The sequence below is a fragment of the Longimicrobium sp. genome (genome assembly GCF_048594345.1).
Lineage (GTDB): Bacteria > Gemmatimonadota > Gemmatimonadetes > Longimicrobiales > Longimicrobiaceae > Longimicrobium.
Genome location: NZ_JBMDXM010000212.1, coordinates 1 through 19,146, shown reverse-complemented (window position 1 = coordinate 19,146; position 19,146 = coordinate 1). Strand labels below are relative to the sequence as shown.

Sequence of the window (19,146 nt, the reverse complement as noted above, 5' to 3'; positions counted from 1 at the left end):
TTACGTAATCGGATACCGTTCGGGTGGCGTGGATTCATCGTCGCCTTCTACGCCGTGCTTGGATAGGCGGCGCAGAACGGCTTCGCGAACCTGATCGACTTCGCTTCCCTCCGCAGGTAATACGTCTACGTCGCCCGCATCCCGCGCCGCTAGAGATGCCTCCAAGGCTTGCGCGCGAGCAAGCCATCGACCGCTAGCCCGCTCCAGAACGAGCGAGGTGAGCCGTTCGGCTAAGTTCCATTCCTCATAAGTTTGGCAGCCGCGTGCCAAATGGTACAACGCACTGACGGGGACAAGGTCATCCCCCTCACTTTCAATCGCATGGATTACTTCCGTCTTGGCGCGTTCATAATACACGCGGTCATGCGCGGCTGCTGCTGCGCGGGCGACGTTCGCGAGAACGGTTATTCGCTCGCGTCTACGGGTCATCATTGCTAGGACGCGCACGTAGATCACGAGGGCGCTGGAGAACAGGCCCATCATGCTCCATAGGTACGCAATGTCATGGATCAGCGCCGGGAACCGGGGGTGATCAGTACGGTACAGCGCCAGTGCGTCCCGAGCATGCTGCCACGCTTCCTCAAGCCGGTGTGTATGAATCTTCACGGTCATAAGGTCGTGATAAGCGGATGCGGCCAATGAATGGCGGCCGACACGCAGTGCCGCCCGAAACGCTTTGGTAGCGTGAAATTCCGCCGCACCGAGCTTGCCTAGCTCACCTTCTAAATTTCCCCATCCCAAGTGGGCAATAGCAAACTCCCGATCCCGATCAGCAAGCCGCGCTAGGCGGGCTGCACCCCGATACCAACGCGTTCCGCGTACGTACTCGCGTACAGGCCGACAAAGCCGACCCGCCGTTGAGGCACGCTCTGAATTATACGGATCAAGGCGAGCCGCTAGTTCCGCGAATGCCAGCGCTGTGTGGCGGAACTCGCGCTTCTCTGCCCACTCCCAAATCAACGCGCTTGCGTCGGCGAAGGTTTTCCGGTCGAACGCAGCACCCGTAGAGACGCGGCTTAATGTCTCCAACGCATGCATAACTTCCGGCGTTGCTGCAATGTCTGGAAGATGAGCCCGCCAGGGCGATTCGGACCAAAACAGATCTGGTGCCTGATTGGACTCTAACCAAAGGGTGCAATCCGTCAGGACGCGCCACAGCGCGAAACCGAGCGTGCCCGACACCTCGTCGAGCAGCAAATGCGGTTCTCGCGCGGTGGGCATCGGAGGAACTGCGCCCTTTCTGCTTCGGTCCTGCGGCGGCTTCGGTTCTGGGCTTGGCATAAACTGGGAGAACATGCGCGCGAAGTCAGACAGATTATACGAGCTGCCCCCCTTTGGCGCCAGATTCAACTTCCCAGATGCACGACTCCTAAACCATACGCACCTGCACATTCTGCGTGCCATTCAAAACCCATCGGCACCGGGGGTTTTCCCGTGCCGAAAATCCCCCGGGATTTCGCGTGCCGCCAAATCGCCGCCGTAGCCCCGGCGCCACCCATCCGGGGTATCACGCCCAGCACCCACCGGGCCTAGGCCCGGTGACCATCTGGAGCGAGGAATGAGGATAGGTGCCTTTATCCTCGCTGCGCTCGGGGCACCTATCCTCTCCTCGCTTTTCGCTGCGCTCAAAGGACGGCAACACCGTGGCACGCCCCCGCCGCACCATCCGCAAGCCTACGCGCTGGACCCCCGACGAGTGGGGGCGCGTCGAGGACGCCGCCCGTAGGCGCGGCGTCCCGCCGCTGCGCTACGTGCGCGAAGCGGCGCTCGGCGCGGCGCCCGCGCCGAAGCGCTACCATCGCGACGAACTGACGCGCCAGCTTGGCCGCGTGCTGAACAACCTCAAGCAGCTCCAGGCCGTCGCCATGGCTGATTGGGCCGATGCCGCCGCCGCACGCATCCAACGGACGATCAACGTCACGGAGGCGGCGATTTGCGCCGCCCCCGCGCCCGGCACCACAGCCGCGGAGGCCGTGCGGGTGATCGTCATCGCCGGGCGCGCGCTCAACGAGCTTACCCACGGCGCCCACGCCGACGAGGAGGAGCTGCCGCCGGACTCGGAGGTGTTCCCCGCGCTGGAAGCGGTGGAGGCCTCGTTTCGCTGGATCTTCCGATGATCGGGAAGCCGCTTCCGTTCGGCAAAGGCTTTCTCGGCCTCTCCCGCTACCTGGTGAAGGGAGCCGCCGGGGAGGAGCGCGAGCGCGTGGAGTGGGTGGAAACCCGCAACCTGCCCACGGAGGACCCCGAGACGGCCGCGCGCCTGATGGCGGCGTATGCACGCCAGTCCGTGCGGACCCAGCGCCCCGTCTACCACCTTGTCGTCAGCGCCGATCCGGGCGACCCCGTGGACCGCGCCAGCATGAGCCGCGTTGCGGACACGGTGCTGCGCGAGCTGGGGCTTTCGGAGCACCAAGTGCTCATCATCGCCCACAACGACACGGCGCACCCGCACATGCACCTCGTGGTCAACCGGGTGCACCCGAAAAGGCCTCGTGCGTGGGAGAACGGCTGGGACTGGCCCAAGATCGAGAAGGCGCTGAGTTCCGAAGAGAAGGCACTTGGATGGCGTGTCGCGCCGCGCAAGCGTCGTCCTGGGCCGACCGCACCCGCGCTGGTGCCCGGTGATCCCGCGTTCCTTCGGATGGTGCAGGAGCGAGGCGGGCCAGTGCTTGGCCGCGCCGCTTCGTGGGCCGAGTTGGAGGAAGGGTTTGAGGCTGTCGGGCTGCACCTGCGCATCAAGGGCGGCGGCTTGTCGATCCACGACGGGCGGCAGGAAGTGAAGGCGTCCGAAGTGGACCGGAGCTTTTCGCGCAGGTTCATGGAGGAACGGCTTGGCAAGCTGTCCGAGTACCGCCGTTCCCGTCCCGTGCCACGGGTGGCGGACGTCGTGCGTGCGCCGGAGCCGGAGCTACCCGCGCCCGTTCCCCAGCTCGTGCGGCAGCGGGGGCCAGTGCCCGCGCATGCTCCATCCCGGGCCCCCGCTTCTCCCGCGCCGGACCCCGTGCGCGTCCGTCCAGACGGCGAAGTCCCGCCGGTCGCCGCCCCACCAGAACCGCCGCCCGCACCGGCACCCGGCCCGCCGCCCGAACCTGACACTGCCCCCGTGCCGGCGCGTGCACGGGAGCGGTTCCCGAATACCCCCACGCCGGCGGCTGCACCGCCGGACCCGGAGGAACGTTTCCGCGCCCGCCTGCGGGCTGCGCGCGAGCGGGACGGCGGTGTGCTGCCGGAAGTGGCGAGCGCGGCCGAGCTTGCCTGCGAGTCGCGCGCGTGGTTCGCGTACGACGCGCAGTTCAACGCGCGTTATCTGGCCAACGAACAGGCGGAGGAGGAGGTGAAGCGATTGGAACGCCTGCAGGGCGGTGCCGCTTACGATGCCGCCAGCCTGAGCGAAACGCTCGCGCGAGTCTACACCGATCCCGAGTCGGCGGCTGAACGCCTGATCGCCTGCCAGCGCGAGCACGGCAAGGCTCGTGTGGAGGAAGCGTTGAGCAACGCACCGGAGCAGTTCGGCACGCTGCGCAGCGTGTACCCGTGGTGGGGGCTGGGAATCAAGTACACCACCGCCGCCGCCCGGCAGGAGGCACAGCAGCACGTCGCAGGGGCGCTCGACAAGGTCATCCGTGCCGAGGATGCGCGACCGGGTGCCGCTGCCGTGGCCGACGCGAAGCAGCGCGCCCGAGATGCGCAGCGCGAGCTTGACGACGCACGGGCGAAGCGGAATGCACTCCGGGTGCCTGGGGTCACGGAGGAGCGAGCCGCCGAGCTTCTTGCGCCGCTCGCTCGAAGTCGCGGTGTGGATTGGGTCAGGCAGGAGCTTACGCGGCTGATCCCGCCCGAAGACCGTGAGGCGGCGCGGATCGCCGCGCGCATCCTCTCACACGCCGCGCGGGGCCTGCTCGACCGCGACCGCAGCAGGGGCAGGGGCAGGGAGATAGACCGGGGGATCGACCACTAACCCGCCCGCGCAACGAGGGCGTGTCCCTCCGCTTCGCTCCGGGCCGGGCTTCGCGCGCAGTAGGACACGATACAACCATGTCCGACTGCGCCGGGCCACTCCGGCGGTTCCGTGCTCGCCGACGGGGCCGCAGCGCACGCGTGCAGGGTTCCCACCGGGCGCCCCGCCGGACTGTCCCGGCCCTCCGGGCGCGAATCCCTCACGCGAGGCCCGCAGTGGCCGCATGGGGTATCACAGGGGAAGCGCGGCCAGCGTTAACCCCAGCCCCCGCCGTCCCTTGCCCCACCCACTCCGGTTCCTCAAACGGCCACACCCGGCACACGTCGCCCGTCTCGCCGCCCCCTGCATCCCCGCGCGCGCCGGGTCCGGCGGTTACGCTCGCTTAGGCTCGCTATCACCTGCGCTCGCAAGCTCGCTCCGGCGGGTAGGTCGCCTGCGGCGGGCATTTTCGGGGGGCAGCGCCCCCCACACCCCCACGTTTCGCGCGGCGGGGAGTAGCGGGGGCGGGGTGTGGCGGCACGGCGGCGGGCACCCGGCGCGGGCGGACAGAACGCGGTCGTGCGGTTGCGCGGTGCGTCGAGTGACGGCCACCGACGACGCGGCGTGACCTCATGCAGCCCAAGCCCACCCCCAACGAGCTTCCCGGCGAGTGGCGCACCCTTGCGGCGCAACAGCGCCGCCTGGGCGCCGACTCCCAGGCCCGCATTCTCGATTTCTGCGCCGACGAGCTTGCGGCGGCGCTGCGGCGCGCGGGCGACGAGGTACTTACTCTCGCGCGTGCCGCGCAGGAGTCCGGCTATACCGCCGACCACCTTTCCCGCATGGTGCGGCAGGGGAAAATTCCCAATTCCGGGCGCAAATCAAAGCCCCTGATCCGGCGCTCTGATTTACCAAAGAAAACATTAAAAAGTGAGGCACCATCTAGCATTTTGCCGCAAAGTGGTTATATTAAGGGTAGGCTCTTCCGGGATATCATCCACTCCAAATACGGAGGCGATGATGCCCAAGACTAAGCGGCAGTCCAAGACTGCAAAGAAGTGCTGGTCCGAGTCCTTTGGTATCTACGGGGCCAAGATCCGCATTGCCGAGCGGGAACCCGGCGGGGTGCTCTACCTGCTCTGGCTTGACAAAAAGGGTAAGCAGCAAAAGCGGAGCTTAGGCCACCGCGACCGCCGCGAGGGGAAGCGCGAAGCGCTTGCGGCGGCATCGGCAATGATGCAGGCGAACGCGGCGGTGCGCGGAGTGGTCATCATCAACCCGCAGCCGCAGCCCCAGCCGGAGCAGCCGACGAAGCAGGACGGCCCCGCGCCGCTCACGCTGGCGCAGGGGGTAGAGCGGATGTTTGATCCGCTCAAAGGCGCTTACGCCACCGTCAATGACCACGTACGGCAGGCCAAGCGGTACACAGAGGCGGCGGTTGCGCTTCTGGATCAGGACCTTACGTGGGAGGATTTCACGGCCGGAACGATGATGTACCTTGTCCGGCTGATGGCGCAGCGGAGCCGCGACGGCAGCGGCGCCAACGCGGCGGAAAAAACGTGCGTGATGCTCTACGCCGTCGCCTCTTGGCTTCGACAGGAGGGGTTGATCCCCGATGGCGCAGCCATCCCCAAGGCCAATTGGAAGGTGAAGCTACGCGAGGAATGGCGGGCGCTCACGGGCCACCGGGTGGAGGTCCAGCGGCCCCGCCACCAGGTGGACGAGGTTGCGGCGATCTTCGCCGCGCTTCCCAAAGCCGATCCCCGGTTGCGGCTCCTCATCGAGCTTGCCGCCGAACTCCGCGCCGGACAGGCGGTGCGGGCCAAGCGGTCGGACCTGATCCTGGACGAGCAGGTAGGCGGCTTCGGGCTGGGCCGCTTCATCGTGCACGGGGCGGGCAAGAAGCACGGAGAGACGGTTGACCTGCATCCGGAACTCCGTGCGCTGGTGGACGAGGTACTGTCCACCGGCTACCTGTGCGAGGCGGAAGCCGCCTACCAGCGCGGGGAGATTTCGGACTACTTCCTGTTCCCCACTGGCAAGCTCAAAGAAGGCGCCTACGTGCCTCTGTGCCGCGCGACGGACAAGCCCCTGTCCGATCATACTCTCCGGGAGAAGTTTGGCGAGCTGGAGGCAATTGCGGGCGTGGAGCACAGGAAGGGACGCGCGTTCTACGGCCTGCGCAGGCAGGCCACGGACCTTGCGCCCGAGTTTGCGCAGGACGCGCAGGTGCTCAACCGTATCTCCGGCCACAGCGACAGCGCCACGCGGGAACGGATCTACCAAGACCCGCAGAACGAACGAGTAAGGGCGCGGGCGGCGGAGGCGCGCCGCAGCATGCGGGCGTTTCTTACGGAGGCGGACCAAAAGAAAGCCGCATGAACCTATCCCACATCTATCCCACCCCGGCAGGGTGCCGGGGCGGGCAGAGGGGCGAAAAGCGAGTAAAGACGGGCACTTTCGAGCACGGCGGGCCGTTGCTGGGGGCGGCGGCAGCGGTGACACGGAGTCAACGGAGTTAACGGAGTTTTCTTGTGCCGTTTCCGCTGCTCGCGTGGTGTGAGGCGGGATTCCCACGTGTCGGGTGCGGGTGGGGGATGTCGACGAGGCAGGATCTTTTGTGAGGGCGTCGGAAACGGGACGCAGATGGAATGCGGCAGGGGGCCATCCGCGTTTTCCGGGGGAACACCATTCCCGCCATCTGCACCGCGTGGCTGCAGGCGCCGGGGGGTGAGGATCGGTGGATGATGTCCGGAGCGGTCCGGACCGTGACGATCGATCCACCTGATGCGCGATCCCTGGAACCGTCCACCCGCACCATGATGGAAGGGGCGGCACGCCGCCGGACGAGGATCGGAGGATTGACGGACCCGCCCGAAACCTTCCGCGTTCTTGAGGACGGAGCGAACGATGAAGCTCGGCAGGCTGAGCCGGAACGCGAGGGAGCGGAACCCGGTGCGGGCGGCGATTGCCACGGTGCTCATCGGGCTCTTCATCCTTGTTCAGGGCATCCAGGCGGACATGGAGGGGATCGGCGGGGGGCTCTGGTACGGGGTCGCCCTCGTTTTCTTTGCCCTGGCCGTGCCGGTGTACGCCGGCAGTGACGAGGCCGGGCTCGCGGTGATCGGCATCTTCATCCTCCTGGTCGTCCTTGTGGTGATGATCACGGGCCCGAGGATTCTCTTCCCCTGGCCGCTGATCATGGGTGCCGTGCTGTGGGCCGGAATGCGAGGCGTCGCCACGCGGAACCCCAACCCTCCCGCCTCGAGAGCGCGGGACGGGTGACAGGTGAGTGGCGTCAGGCGGATCTTGTCCCTCTCGTGTTGATGCTCCCCATGGAGGCGTCGCTGGAAACTCCCGACATGGTTCCCGCTCCGGCCCTGGCGGGCAACGCGGATGTGCGCGCCCGGGTGGATGCGCTGAACGAGCGCGCCTGGGAGCTGCGGATGCTGGACGCGCCGCGGTCCGCGGAGGTGGCGGCCGAGGCGCTTGCCCTGGCGGAGGCGGAGGGCTACGCCGCCGGGACGGCGCTGGCGCTGCGGACGCTGGGCACGCACGACTACCTGGTGCGCGCGGACTACGACGGCGCGCTGGTGCGCTTTCATCGCGCGGTGGCGCTGCTGGATGCGTCGGACGACGCGCGCGGCCGCGGCGACGTGCTGAACGGCATCGGCAACGTGCACTGGCGCCGCGGCGAGTACCCCGACGCCATGCGGCTGCACCTGCAGGCGCTGGAGCTTCAGCGCGCGCAGGGCGACCGTCCGGGCGAGGGGCACTCGCTCAACGCGCTGGGCAACGTTTCGTACCACCTGGGGGACTACGGGCAGGCGCTGGACTACTACCAGGCCAGCCTGAAGCTGCGCGAGGAGATTGGCGACACGGTGGGCGTGGCGTACTGCCTGAACAACGTGGGCAACATCCACGGGCAGATGGGCGAGTCGCGGCGCGCGCTGGAGTACATGCTGCAGGCGCTTTCCATCAAGGAGGGCGCCGACCCGCGCGCGGCCGGCATCTCCATGCTGAACGTGGGAAGCGCCTACGCCGAGCTGGGCGACGACGAGCGCGCGCTGGAGTACATGCAGCGCGCCGCCGTGCGCCTGCGCGAAACGGGGGGCCGCGACGGCGAGGCCACCTGCCTGCGCGACATCGGCCGGATCCACGAGCGGCGCGGCGAGGTGGATCGCGCGCTGGAGTTCTACCTGGCCAGCCTGCACATCACCCGGCAGTTGGGCGCCCGCGTGTTCGAGGCGGAGACGCTGGTGCCGCTGGGCGCGCTGCGGGTGCGCATGGGCGAGGTGGAGCAGGGACTGGCCGACCTGCACGCCGGGCTGGAGATCGCGCGGGAGCTGGGCGCGCGCCCGCAGGTGTACGCCGCGCACGAGGCGCTGCAGGCGGTCTACGAGAGCCGGGGCCAGCTGGAGCGGGCGCTGGAGCACCTTCGCGCCTTTCACGCCGTCTGGCGCGACGTCTTCAACGCCGAAACCAACGCGCGCATCAAGAGCGTGCTGGTGCGCGCCGAGGTGCAGCAGGCGCAGCGCGAAGCGGAGATCCTGCGCCAGAAGAACGACGAGCTTACGGCCGCCTACGACCGCCTGCGCCAGGCGGACGAGGAAAAGGCCGCGCTGCTGGGGCAGCTGCGCGAGCAGGCGGTGGAGCTGGAGCGGCAGACGCGCGAGGACTCGCTGACAGGCGTGAGCAACCGCCGGCACCTGGACGCACTGCTGGCGGTGGAGTGGGAGCGCGCCCTGCGCTTTGGGCGCGCGCTCACGGTGGCCATGCTGGACCTGGACCACTTCAAGTCGGTCAACGACCGCTTTACGCACGCCGTGGGCGACGAGGTGCTGCGCACCGTCGCCCGCATCCTGCGCGACAACACCCGCGGCGTGGACGTGGTGGCCCGCTACGGCGGCGAGGAGTTCTGCCTGATCCTGGTGGAAACGCGGCTGGACGAGGGCGCCCGGCTGTGCGACCGCCTGCGCGGGCTGGTGGAGAGCTACGACTGGACCGCGCTGCGCGCGGGCCTGTCCGTCACCATCACCGCCGGCGCCGCCGGCCTGCACGAGGCCGAGGACCCCGACGCCCTGCTCGCCGCCGCCGACCTGCGCCTGTACGCGGCCAAGCACCAGGGCCGCAACCGCGTCTGCGCGGATTGAGCGCCCCACCGCCGCGCCTGACGCCTGTGCGCGGAGGCACGTTGCCGCTGGAGCCCCCGGTATGAGCAAAGAGCTCGATGAACTCGAGGAAATTGCCCGGCTTGCCACGCGCAAGGCACTCGAAGACTACGAGCCCATGCCGGACGAATGGGCGAAGAATCTCGTCCTCACCACGATCTTCGAAGGTGACGACCGTGTATTCGTGCTCTACGTTCCGGGCGAGCGGCGGGACGATGCGATCGTGATCAGCTCCGCGCGCGTCGATGGGACGTCCCGGTCCGTCGATGTTTCCGTCACGAACCTGAGAAAGCGGTCGGTGACATGAGCCGGCTTTGGAGCGGGATGGATGTTCCTGGAGCTTCATCAACTACGTCCCGTACCCTTCCTGGCTGCGGGACGTTTTTCTAGCGTGCCGCCGGATTGCAGTGCATAATCGTTTTTGCCGTTTCGTCCCCACAGGGGCGGCTTCATTGCACTCCCGTTCTTTCGCAGGTTCCTATGGATACCTCATCGGCCGGAACCGATATCCCGGCTTCTTCTCCGTCAGAAGCCACGCGAGAGCGCATCGATGCGCTGAACGACGCAGCGTGGCCGCTGCGTTTCACCGACCGCGCGCGGGCCGAAGCGCTGGCTTCGCAGGCGCTGGAGTTGGCGGAAGCAGAGGACTACAAGGCGGGAATCGCGCTCGCCCTGCGGACGCTGGGGGTACAGCGCAACTACTTCGCCTCGGACCACGAGGGTGCGCATGAACTTTTCGCGCGTGCCCTGGCGTTGTTGGATGCGGCGGGGGAGACGCGTGGCCGGGGCGACGTGCTCGCGGGAATGGGCTATGTGCACGAGCGGCGCGGCGAGTACGCACAGGCCTCGCGGCTACACCTGCAGGCGCTGCAGATTCATCGGGCCAGCGGCGACGGCGTCGGTGAAGCCAGGTCGCTCAACAACCTGGGTGTGGTCGCAAGTCAGACGGGCGAGTACGCAGCCGCCCTGGAGTACCATCAAGCCAGCCTGGCGATTCGTGAGTTGCAGGAAGACGAGGGAGCTGTGGGCGCCTCGCTGATGAACATAGGCGCTCTCTACGGTCATTTAGGCGAGATCGAGCGTTCGCTTGAGCATACGGCGCGCGCACTGCGGATTCACGAGCATTCCGACCGTCCGGCCGCCGCCATCTGTCTGCACAACATCGGCACTACGTTTCGACTGCTGTGCGAATACGACTCGGCGCTGGAGTATCTCGAGCAGGCTGCCGAATCGTTCCGCGCCCTCGGCAACGCCAGCGAGGCAAATTCCCTCTGCGAAATCGGGTGCGTTTACGAGGCACGAGGCAATGACACCGCGGCGCTCTCGTATTTCCTACAGAGTCTCGAACTGACGCGTCGCCGGGGTGCGCGGCACTTTGAACCCGAGATCCTGGTGCATCTTGGGCAACTGGAGGAGCGGCTTGGGCACGACGCCGGACTGAAGCACCTTCACGAAGCGCTGGACCTGGCGAAAGAGCAGGGCGCGCGTGAGCAGGTTTACGCCGCGCATGAGGCCCTGGCGGGAGCATACGAGCGGGTTGGCGACACGGCACGGGCTCTGGAGCACCACCGCGCATTCTACAAGGTGTGGCGTAGTGTCTTCAGTACCGAAACCAACGCGCGCATCCAGAACGTCCGTGTACGCGCGGAGGTCCGGCAGAGTGAGCGCGAAGCCGAAATCCTGCGCGAGAAGAACGAAGCGCTCACGCTCGCGGACGAGGAGAAGGCGCGGCTCGTGGAGCAGCTTCGCACGCAGGCCGCCGAACTGGAGCGGCAGACGCGTGAGGATGCGCTCACCGGTGTGTCCAACCGCCGCCATCTCGACACGCTGCTGGCTACGGAGTGGGAGCGTGCGGTTCGCTTCGATCGATCGCTTACCGTTGCGATGCTGGACATCGACCATTTCAAGGATGTGAACGACCGCTTCTCACACGCTGCAGGTGACGAGGTGCTGCGGACGGTGGCGCGCATTCTTCGCGAGAACACGCGCGGCGTGGATGCCGTCGCCCGCTACGGTGGCGAGGAGTTCTGCCTGGTCCTGGTCGAAACGGATCTGGAGGATGGTGCGCGGCTTTGTGACCGTTTGCGCGCGCGGGTGGAATCGTACGACTGGGCCATGGTCCGCCCGGGGCTTGCCGTCACCATCAGCGCAGGTCTGGCCGGATCCCACGAGGCCGAGGACCCCGACGCCCTGCTCGCCGCCGCCGACCTGCGCCTGTACGCCGCCAAGCACCTGGGTCGCAACCGCGTCTGCGCGGATTGAATTGCGGGGCGGGGCCGACGAAACGCGCCGCCGGCCCGCAAGGGCGAATGAATTCGCTGCAACAACCACACGAAGTCCGCCTTCGCGGGCTGGCCGGCGGCGGCGCAGCCGTGCGGATTCGTGCACGTGGACGTTGCGGCGCACGCGCGGAGCGCGGCCACAACCCGGCGGATCGGGCGGCTCCGTCTGGAGCGATTGAAATCGCGGCAACGACTTCACGCTGTCCGCCTGCGCGGACACGACGGCCCGGCGCTGCAGGGAGTTCCAGGCACCTGCGCGTCCGCAACTGGAGGCGTCGTCCGGCTCACGTCCTCAAGGTCGAATTGTTATTTCGAAGGAGCGCCGCGCTGTACCTCCGGATGCCTCCGCATTCGGCGCGCGACTGAAATCCAGCGTCGGGTTCTCGTGGCTCGAAGTTGCGCTCCGGACGCGCTACCGTCCGCGACGGCGGACTTCGCGACTTTCCACCGGCGAATTGATTCGCTACTGGGCGGACTCGACGGACTCGGGCCGTATGCGGCGTTGCAGGCACCTTCCGCGTTCTCGTCGGAGAATCACCTGACGGCCGAACGCTACACGCCCCAAGACCGCCTGTGCGGCCGCGCGGGACTTCGATCGGGCTGAATCCTCTCGCGCGGCGGTGCGTAGAAGCCCGCCGATTCATGGCCGAGAAGGCGCGCTGCTCTGGCGTATCTGCGCTACCGGCCGGATCTTCCGTCGAACGCAGCCGCGCGACCCCTTGCCCATGCCCGCCGGATTGGACATCCCCGCACGATTCGCCGAAATCACCCATCCCCCCGCCGCGGACCTCCGCGCGCGGGTGGACGCGCTGGTGGACGAGGCGTGGCTGCTGCGCTTTACCGACCGCGCGCGGGCCGAGGCGCTGGCGCGCGAGGCGATGGCGCTGGCGGAGCCGGACGACTACAAGGCGGGGATCGCGCTGGCGCTGCGGACGCTGGGTTCGCAGCGCTACTACTTTCACAGCGACTACGAGGGCGCGCTGGAGCTGCTGGGCCGCGCGCTGGGGCTGCTGGACCAGGCCGGCGAAGTGCGCGGCCGCGCCGACGTGCTGAACGGCGTGGGCCACGTGTACCTGCGCCGCGGCGAGCACGTGCAGGCCGCGCGGCTGCTGCTGGACGCGCTCGAAATCCAGCGCTCCACCGGCGACGCGGTGGGCGAGGGCAACTCGCTCAGCCACCTGGGCCACGCCGCCTACCTGGTGGGCGACTACGGATCGGCGCTGGAGTACCACCAGGGCAGCCTGGGCATCCGTGAGCACACCGGCGACCGGGCCGGGGTGGGATACTCGCTCATCAACATCGGCATCATCCACGGGCAGCTGGGCGAGCCCGCGCGCGTGCAGGAGTACATGCTGCGCGCGCTGGAGCTGCTGGAGCGCGACGATCCGCAGGCGGCGGCGGTGTGCCTGGCCAACATCGGCAACGCGTACCTTGACCAGGGCGAGCACGGGCCGGCGCTGGAGTACCTGCAGCGCGCCGCGGACGGACTGCGCGCCGTGGGCCACGCCGACGAGGCCAGCTGCCTGAGCGACCTGGGCCGCATTCACCAGGCCCGTGGCGACGACGAGACGGCGCGCGCGCTGTACTTGCGCAGTCTGGCGCTGGCGCGCGACCGGGACGCGCGCATCTACGAGCCCGAGATCCTCATCCGGCTGGGGTGCGTGGAGGCGCGGCTGGGGGAGGCGGACCAGGGGCTGGCGCACCTGCACGAGGCGCTGCGCATCGCCGAGGCGCAGGGGGCGCGGCAGCAGGTGTACGCCGCGCACGAGGCGCTGTCGCGGGTGCACGAGATCCGGGGCGAGCCGGCGAAGGCGCTGGAGCACTTTCGCGCGTACCACCACGCGTGGCGCGAGGTGTTCAGCACCGAGACCAACCTGCGCGTGCAGAGCGCCATGCTGCGCTCCGAGGTGCGGCAGTCGCGCCGCGAAGCCGAGATCCTGCGCCAGAAGAACGAGGCGCTCTCCGCGGCCGACGACGAAAAGGCGCGGCTGCTGGAGCAGCTGCGCGCACAGGCCACGGAGCTGGAACGCCAGACGCGCGAGGACGCGCTGACGGGGTTGAGCAACCGCCGCCACCTGGACCGGCTGCTGGACGCGGAGTGGGAGCGCGCCCTGCGCTTTGGCCGCGCGCTGACGGTGGCCATGCTGGACCTGGACCGCTTCAAAGGCGTCAACGACCGCTTCAGCCACGCCGCGGGGGACGAGGTGCTGCGCATCGTCGCCCGCATCCTCCGCGACCACACGCGCGGGGTGGACGTGGTGGCGCGCTACGGCGGCGAGGAGTTCTGCGTGGTGCTGGTGGAAACGCGCAAGGACGAGGCGCTGCGCCTGTGCAACCGCCTGCGCGAAACCGTGGCCGCGTACGACTGGTCGGTCATTCACCCCGAGCTCACCGTCACCCTGAGCGCCGGCCTGGGCTCCATCGACGAGGCCGACACCCCCGACGACCTTCTGGGCATCGCCGACGCACGCCTGTACACCGCCAAACACGCCGGCCGCAACCGGGTCTACGGATAGGCTGCCGGCCCCCATCTCTCTACGCCCGCTCTACCCCTCCTGACCCTTTCCACTCCGCTACCAACGTGGCGGAGTTGTGGCGCTGGATGCCCATCTTTGCACACGATCCGTCGGCCTGGAGGTCGACGCCGGGGTTTGTGCGTGCGCAAGACCTTGGACGGCCAACGGCTTGATACGATTCGCCGATCCACCGGCCTGCGTGCTCGTCTCTGGCGGATTCCGAGAGTGGAAAGGCAACGGGGTGGACGTGCGCTGCGGATGGATTATCTTCCGGCTGGAGCGGCTGTTCACTCTGTTTGCCAGGGGGGGATGAACGTGGAGATTCCCGAGGAGCTGGTCGAGTCCGTTCGCGCGCGAAAGTGCATCCTGTTCGTCGGCTCCGGGCTGTCGTCCCTGGCCGGATTTCCGACGTGGCCGCAGCTGATCGACCGGCTGGTCGCGAAGGCAAAGCGCAGTCCGAACGCCCGGCTGCAGGGGCTGGAAGCGATGGAGGCACGGCGCGACTACCTGATGCTCGCGGAGTTCGCGCGCGACACACTGGGGGCGTGGGACTACACCCGGGTTCTGAAGAAGGAACTCGACCGGCCGATTCCCTCATCGCCCGTGCACCGGCTGATCGCGGGAACCGACTACCGCGGGATCATCACCACCAACTACGATCGCCTGCTGGAGACCACGATCACCCAGGTGAGAAACCGGGCGCCCAGCACGTTCACCACCAACGGGATCGAGGCGATGGGCGAAGCGCTGTTCAATCCCGACCTGTTCATCTACAAGATGCACGGCGACATCCTGTCACCCGTGAGCCTCGTCTTTCCACCCGCGACTACGACCGGATGATTCTGAGAAATCCGCACGTGCGGAGCTTTCTCTTTGGCGCGGTGCTGAACCACACGCTCCTGTTTGTAGGCTACAGCCTGAGCGATCCGGACTTCAACCTGCTTCTGCGCGAGCTGACCCTGATGTTCGAGAACTACGTGCCCGCGCACTACGCGCTGCTCCCCGACACGGGCGCGTTTGAGCGGGAGCATCTGCTGGCGCGGATGAACATCCACGTCATCCCCTACGATCCTGCCGAAAACCACCGCCAGTCCGCCGAGGTGCTGCGGGTGCTGCACGACCTGGCTCCCGCGCCCCTGGCGATCGCCGCCTGAGGCGGGAACTCGGGGCCACGGCCCTGGATGTCATATTGTTTCTGCTAATTCGCTGTGCATTCTGGCTTTACAACTACATCTCACGCGGAGGCGCGGAGTACGCGGAGACGCGGAGAAGCGTGATTTTCTCCGCGTCTCCGCGCCCTCCGTGTCTCCGCGTGAGCCCGGCAGTAGAACTCGGAGTGCACGTCGAATCGTGGAAATCGGTATCAGGGGCGGTCCGACTATCCTTTGCTGAAGGCCGTGCGAGGGCCCGGACCCGCTCTGCCGCAGCGCGACAGGGCCATCGTTTGCCCGTACCGCGCCCGCCGGGGAGGTGTTATCCTTCCGGCGGGCGCACGCGAACGGGTTGGATGGACGTCCATCCCCCGAATCCACCGACTTTCAGGGCCGGCGACAGGATGGCGAAGGACAGGGCGATCTTTCAGGACGAGCAGGGGCGCAGCTGGCTGGTCGAGATCCAGTTCGGGCACCCGTCGCCGTCGGAGCTGGGGATTTACGCGGCGCGCTTTCAGTGCCCGGAGGACCCCAATGAGCCCGTGCGCGTGGGCTTTCTGCTGCAGGACGACGTGGAGATGGAGGACGAGGAGGGGCTGCGCGAGGCGCTGGCGGAATCCGATCCGGCCGACGCCATCGGCTGACAACGTTGCTGGAACGCGCGGAACGCACCGGCTGATCCGCCGCCCGCATACCGCGCGCGGCGGCAAGGTGTTATCCTTCGCGACGGGCGCCGCAGCCGGCGTCGCGCCGGCTCCAGCGGCACCCCCGCCGCCCCGCCACACGCGGGGCGGCGGCCGCGTTGAACCATCGATCGCGTGACCAATCCCACGACCGAACCCGCCCGGCGCTCCGCCGTGCAGCACTTTCTTTCCGCCGCGGCCCGAGAGCTGATCCGGCGGGAGATCGCGCGCGCGCGCGGCAACGAGGTGTGCTTTGTCGCGCGCGTGGCCGAGGCGGGGGAAGTGGTGGAGCCGCGGGTGATCGGGCGGGGGCACGCCAGCGCGGTGCTGGCGCTGGTTCCGAAAGACGCGCCGCAGCCGGGGCTGCTGATCCACAACCATCCGTCCGGCCTGCTGGAGCCGTCGGAGGCGGACTTTCGCGTCGCGGCGCAGCTGTGGGAGCTGGGGCTGGGCTTCGCCATCACGGACAACGAGGCCAGCGAGCTGTACGTCGCAGTCGAGCCGCCGGAGCCGGACGAGAACGAGCCGCTGGACCTGGATGGCATCGATGCGGACCTGGGGCCCACCGGACCGCTGGCCGTGCGCCATCCCCGCTACGAGGACCGCCCGCAGCAGCGCGAGTTTTCGCGGATGATCGCTGGGCTGTACAACACCGGCGGCGTGGGCGTGGCCGAAGCGGGGACGGGGACGGGCAAGTCCGTGGCCTACCTTCTCCCCGCCATCCGCTGGGCGCTTCAGAACGGCGAGCGCACGGTGGTATCCACCAACACCATCAACCTGCAGGAGCAGCTGGTCGACAAGGACCTGCCGCTGCTTCGCCGCGCCCTGGGCGAAAACTTTCGCTGGGCGCTGGTCAAGGGGCGCAGCAACTACGTCTCCATCCGCCGCGCGCTGCTCGCGAAAGCCAGTGCGTCCACGCTCTTCGAGCATGAGAAGCAGGCGGAGCTCAAGGGGATCATCGACTGGATGGGGCAGACCAACGACGGCTCACTGAGCGACCTGCCGTTTCGCCCCAGCTCGGAGGTGTGGGACGAGGTGCAGAGCGAGACGGACCTGTGCCTGCGCGCCAAGTGCCCCCATTTTGAGGACTGCCACTACCAGCGCGCCCGGCGCGACGCGGCGCAGGCGGACGTGGTGGTCGCCAACCATCACCTGCTCTTCAGCGACATCGCCGTCCGCAAGCTGCAGGGCAACTACACGGCGCCCGCGGTGCTGCCGCACTACAAGCGGCTGGTGCTGGACGAGGCCCACAACCTGGAAGAAGCGGCCACCAGCCACCTGGGCTCCACCGTCTCGCGCCGCGGCATCTTTCGCACGCTCCGCCGGCTGGAGACGCGCGGCAAGGGCGTGTTCCCGTCATTGCGCACGGCGATCTCGTCGATCAAGACGGACCTGATCGCGCGCTCGGCCCTCGACCTGGTAGACGAGCGGATTCTGCCGTCGCTGGACGGCGCGCGCGAGCGGGCGGCGGCGGTGTTCTCCTTTCTTTCCGACGTGTTCGCCGGCTCCGACCCGGTGGTGCGGCTGGAGGACAACTTTGACGCACACCCCATCTGGGTGCTGGGGCTGGACGACGCGCTGACGGCGCTGCTGGACAACCTGACGGGGCTGCTGGAGGGGATGGAGCAGCTCAAGGAGCGCATCCAGGCCGACGAGCAGCTCAAGCAGGGGCTGGAGCCGCAGCTGGTGGAGCTGCGCGGCGCCACCAACCGCACGGGGGCGCTGATGGACGGGCTGCGCGGCGCGCTGCGGCCGGGCGAGGTGGAGACGCAGATGGTGCGGTGGATGGAGCGCCAGCCGCCCCGCGACGGCCGCGAGGGCAACCTGACGCTGAACGCTGCGCCGCTGGACCTGTCCAGTGTGCTGCGCGACGTGCTGTTCGAAAAGGTGCCGACGGTGATCCTGACCAGCGCCACGCTGGCGACGCAGAACAACTTCCGCTTCATGCGGCAGCGGCTGGGGATCGGGGCGGATTTCTCGCACGAGTTCACCGTGGAGGAGGGCGTTTTTCCCTCGCCGTTCGACTACCCCAAGCAGACGCTGCTCTGCGTCCCCACCGACCTGCCCATGCCCGCGGGCGACCACGATCCGCGCCACGACGAGGCGACGATCCGCGCCACGCTGGAGCTGGCGAAGATCTCGGACGGCGGCATCTTTGTCCTGTTTACCAGCTACCGCGCGCTGCGCCACGTGGCCAGCGCGTTACGCGAGCGGCGGGCGGACCTGCAGTGGCCGCTGTTCGTGCACGGCGAGGCGCCGCGAGCGCAGCTGGTGGAGCGGTTCGCGGCGTCGGGGCGGGGAATCCTGCTGGGCACCACCAGCTTCTGGGAAGGTGTGGACGTGCCCGGGCAGCCACTGCGCGGGCTGATCATCCCCAAGCTGCCGTTCAAGGTGCCCAGCGAGCCGGTGACGGCGGCGCGCATCGAGGCCATCGAGCGCGAAGGCGGCAACTCGTTTATCCAGTACATGCTCCCCCACGCGGCCATCCGGATGAAGCAGGGCTTTGGCCGGCTCATCCGCAGCCGCGAGGACTACGGCGTGGTGCTGGTGCTGGACGGACGCATCGTCCGCAAAAGCTACGGCCGCTACTTTACCGATTCGCTGCCGCCCGCGCCGCTGGTCAAAGGCCCGTGGCGCGTGGTGAAGGACGCCATCCTGGCCCACTACGGCGAGCGCATGCCGGCCCGGCGCGCGGGGTAGGGAAGGGCGCCGTGCAGAGCAGGGGATCCATCATCCTGTCCAAAACACGTGGGGCGGATCGCGACGATGCGGTCCGCCCCACGTGTATGGGGCGAAGATCCAGCCACTCCTATCAGGGATAGAGGAGGCCACGCCGGCTGCTTCCCGTGCCGTGACCCCCGTTCCGTACTCATCCGACATCGGAGTACCAGAGCTTCTTGCGAGATGCCATTGGCCGGTCCGGAGGGCGCTGAGTTCCGACTTGCGTACGTACGCTGATCGTGCCAATAATCACCAGATTTTGCGGGGAGCTTACGAACCTGATACCAGATCCGACAAAACTGTCATTCTGAGGGAGGCGCCGCGCAACGCTCTCCGTTCGCGCAGGAGCATGGCGCCGACCGAAGAATCTGTAGGCTGAAACGCGCGGTTCTTTCTGTCACGACCAGGTTCCCGGGCGTTGCCGGGAAAGGGGTTCCGCGCGAGGGGAGGGAGATTCTTTGGTCGCGCCACTGGCTTCGTGGCGTTCCCGAGAGGCCGACGAGGGCGCTCTCTCAGAATGACAGGTGTTTTCACGGATTCCGTATGAGCCTCGGTTATTCACGTAGCTCCAGGTATGCCGTCGCGGAGCTTTGCGGCTACGCGCGGCGAGGTGCACAGCTGGTCGATGGCTCTCGCGGGCACGTGGCCCCTTTCCCCACAGGTATCCGGGAGGAATCGTGGCGTC

At 67.9% G+C, this 19,146-nt stretch carries 12 protein-coding genes and 1 pseudogene; 12 read left to right on the top strand and 1 reads right to left on the bottom strand.

Going from position 1 to position 19,146, the window contains the following annotated elements:
* Positions 1-1,197, bottom strand: a complete 1,197-nt coding sequence (locus tag ACOJUJ_RS22555) for a hypothetical protein (protein ID WP_420129172.1) — start codon at positions 1,195-1,197, stop codon at positions 1-3.
* Positions 1,198-1,643: 446 nt separating this feature from the next.
* Here ACOJUJ_RS22555 and ACOJUJ_RS22550 point away from each other — a divergent pair, with 446 nt between their 5' ends.
* The 12 genes and pseudogenes from ACOJUJ_RS22550 (at position 1,644) to ACOJUJ_RS22495 (ending at position 18,440) form a co-directional block, all read left to right on the top strand.
* Positions 1,644-2,117 carry a plasmid mobilization protein gene (locus ACOJUJ_RS22550; protein WP_420129171.1) on the top strand — a complete coding sequence of 158 codons (474 nt, stop codon included), beginning with the start codon at positions 1,644-1,646 and terminating at the stop codon, positions 2,115-2,117.
* A complete protein-coding gene (locus ACOJUJ_RS22545) occupies positions 2,114-3,958 on the top strand; it encodes a relaxase/mobilization nuclease domain-containing protein (protein WP_420129170.1) in 1,845 nt (614 codons plus the stop codon). Before ACOJUJ_RS22550 ends, ACOJUJ_RS22545 begins: the two co-directional genes overlap by 4 nt.
* A gap of 611 nt (positions 3,959-4,569) precedes the next feature.
* Positions 4,570-4,971 carry a hypothetical protein gene (locus ACOJUJ_RS22540; RefSeq protein ID WP_420129169.1) on the top strand — a complete coding sequence of 134 codons (402 nt, stop codon included), beginning with the start codon at positions 4,570-4,572 and terminating at the stop codon, positions 4,969-4,971.
* Positions 4,958-6,319: a hypothetical protein gene (locus ACOJUJ_RS22535; protein WP_420129168.1), complete on the top strand. Its 1,362-nt coding sequence runs from the start codon at positions 4,958-4,960 to the stop codon at positions 6,317-6,319. The genes ACOJUJ_RS22540 and ACOJUJ_RS22535 overlap by 14 nt, the downstream gene beginning before the upstream one ends.
* A gap of 528 nt (positions 6,320-6,847) precedes the next feature.
* Positions 6,848-7,222 (top strand): hypothetical protein, encoded by a 375-nt coding sequence (locus ACOJUJ_RS22530; RefSeq protein WP_420129167.1) that lies wholly within the window; start codon positions 6,848-6,850, stop codon positions 7,220-7,222.
* Positions 7,223-7,263: 41 nt separating this feature from the next.
* Positions 7,264-9,090 carry a diguanylate cyclase gene (locus ACOJUJ_RS22525; RefSeq protein WP_420129166.1) on the top strand — a complete coding sequence of 609 codons (1,827 nt, stop codon included), beginning with the start codon at positions 7,264-7,266 and terminating at the stop codon, positions 9,088-9,090.
* Between the two features lie 61 nt (positions 9,091-9,151).
* Positions 9,152-9,415: a hypothetical protein gene (locus tag ACOJUJ_RS22520; protein ID WP_420129165.1), complete on the top strand. Its 264-nt coding sequence runs from the start codon at positions 9,152-9,154 to the stop codon at positions 9,413-9,415.
* Between the two features lie 173 nt (positions 9,416-9,588).
* On the top strand, positions 9,589-11,370 hold the full coding sequence (locus ACOJUJ_RS22515) for a diguanylate cyclase (RefSeq protein WP_420129164.1): 1,782 nt from the start codon (positions 9,589-9,591) through the stop codon (positions 11,368-11,370).
* Positions 11,371-12,115: 745 nt separating this feature from the next.
* A complete protein-coding gene (locus ACOJUJ_RS22510) occupies positions 12,116-13,906 on the top strand; it encodes a diguanylate cyclase (RefSeq protein ID WP_420129163.1) in 1,791 nt (596 codons plus the stop codon).
* A gap of 258 nt (positions 13,907-14,164) precedes the next feature.
* Positions 14,165-15,060: pseudogene (locus tag ACOJUJ_RS22505) on the top strand (SIR2 family protein).
* Between the two features lie 401 nt (positions 15,061-15,461).
* The gene (locus tag ACOJUJ_RS22500; protein WP_420129162.1) at positions 15,462-15,701 is read left to right on the top strand and encodes a hypothetical protein; all 240 of its coding nucleotides are present in this window, start codon (positions 15,462-15,464) and stop codon (positions 15,699-15,701) included.
* Positions 15,702-15,875: 174 nt separating this feature from the next.
* The gene (locus tag ACOJUJ_RS22495) at positions 15,876-18,440 is read left to right on the top strand and encodes a helicase C-terminal domain-containing protein (RefSeq protein ID WP_420129161.1); all 2,565 of its coding nucleotides are present in this window, start codon (positions 15,876-15,878) and stop codon (positions 18,438-18,440) included.
* Positions 18,441-19,146 lie beyond the last annotated feature (706 nt).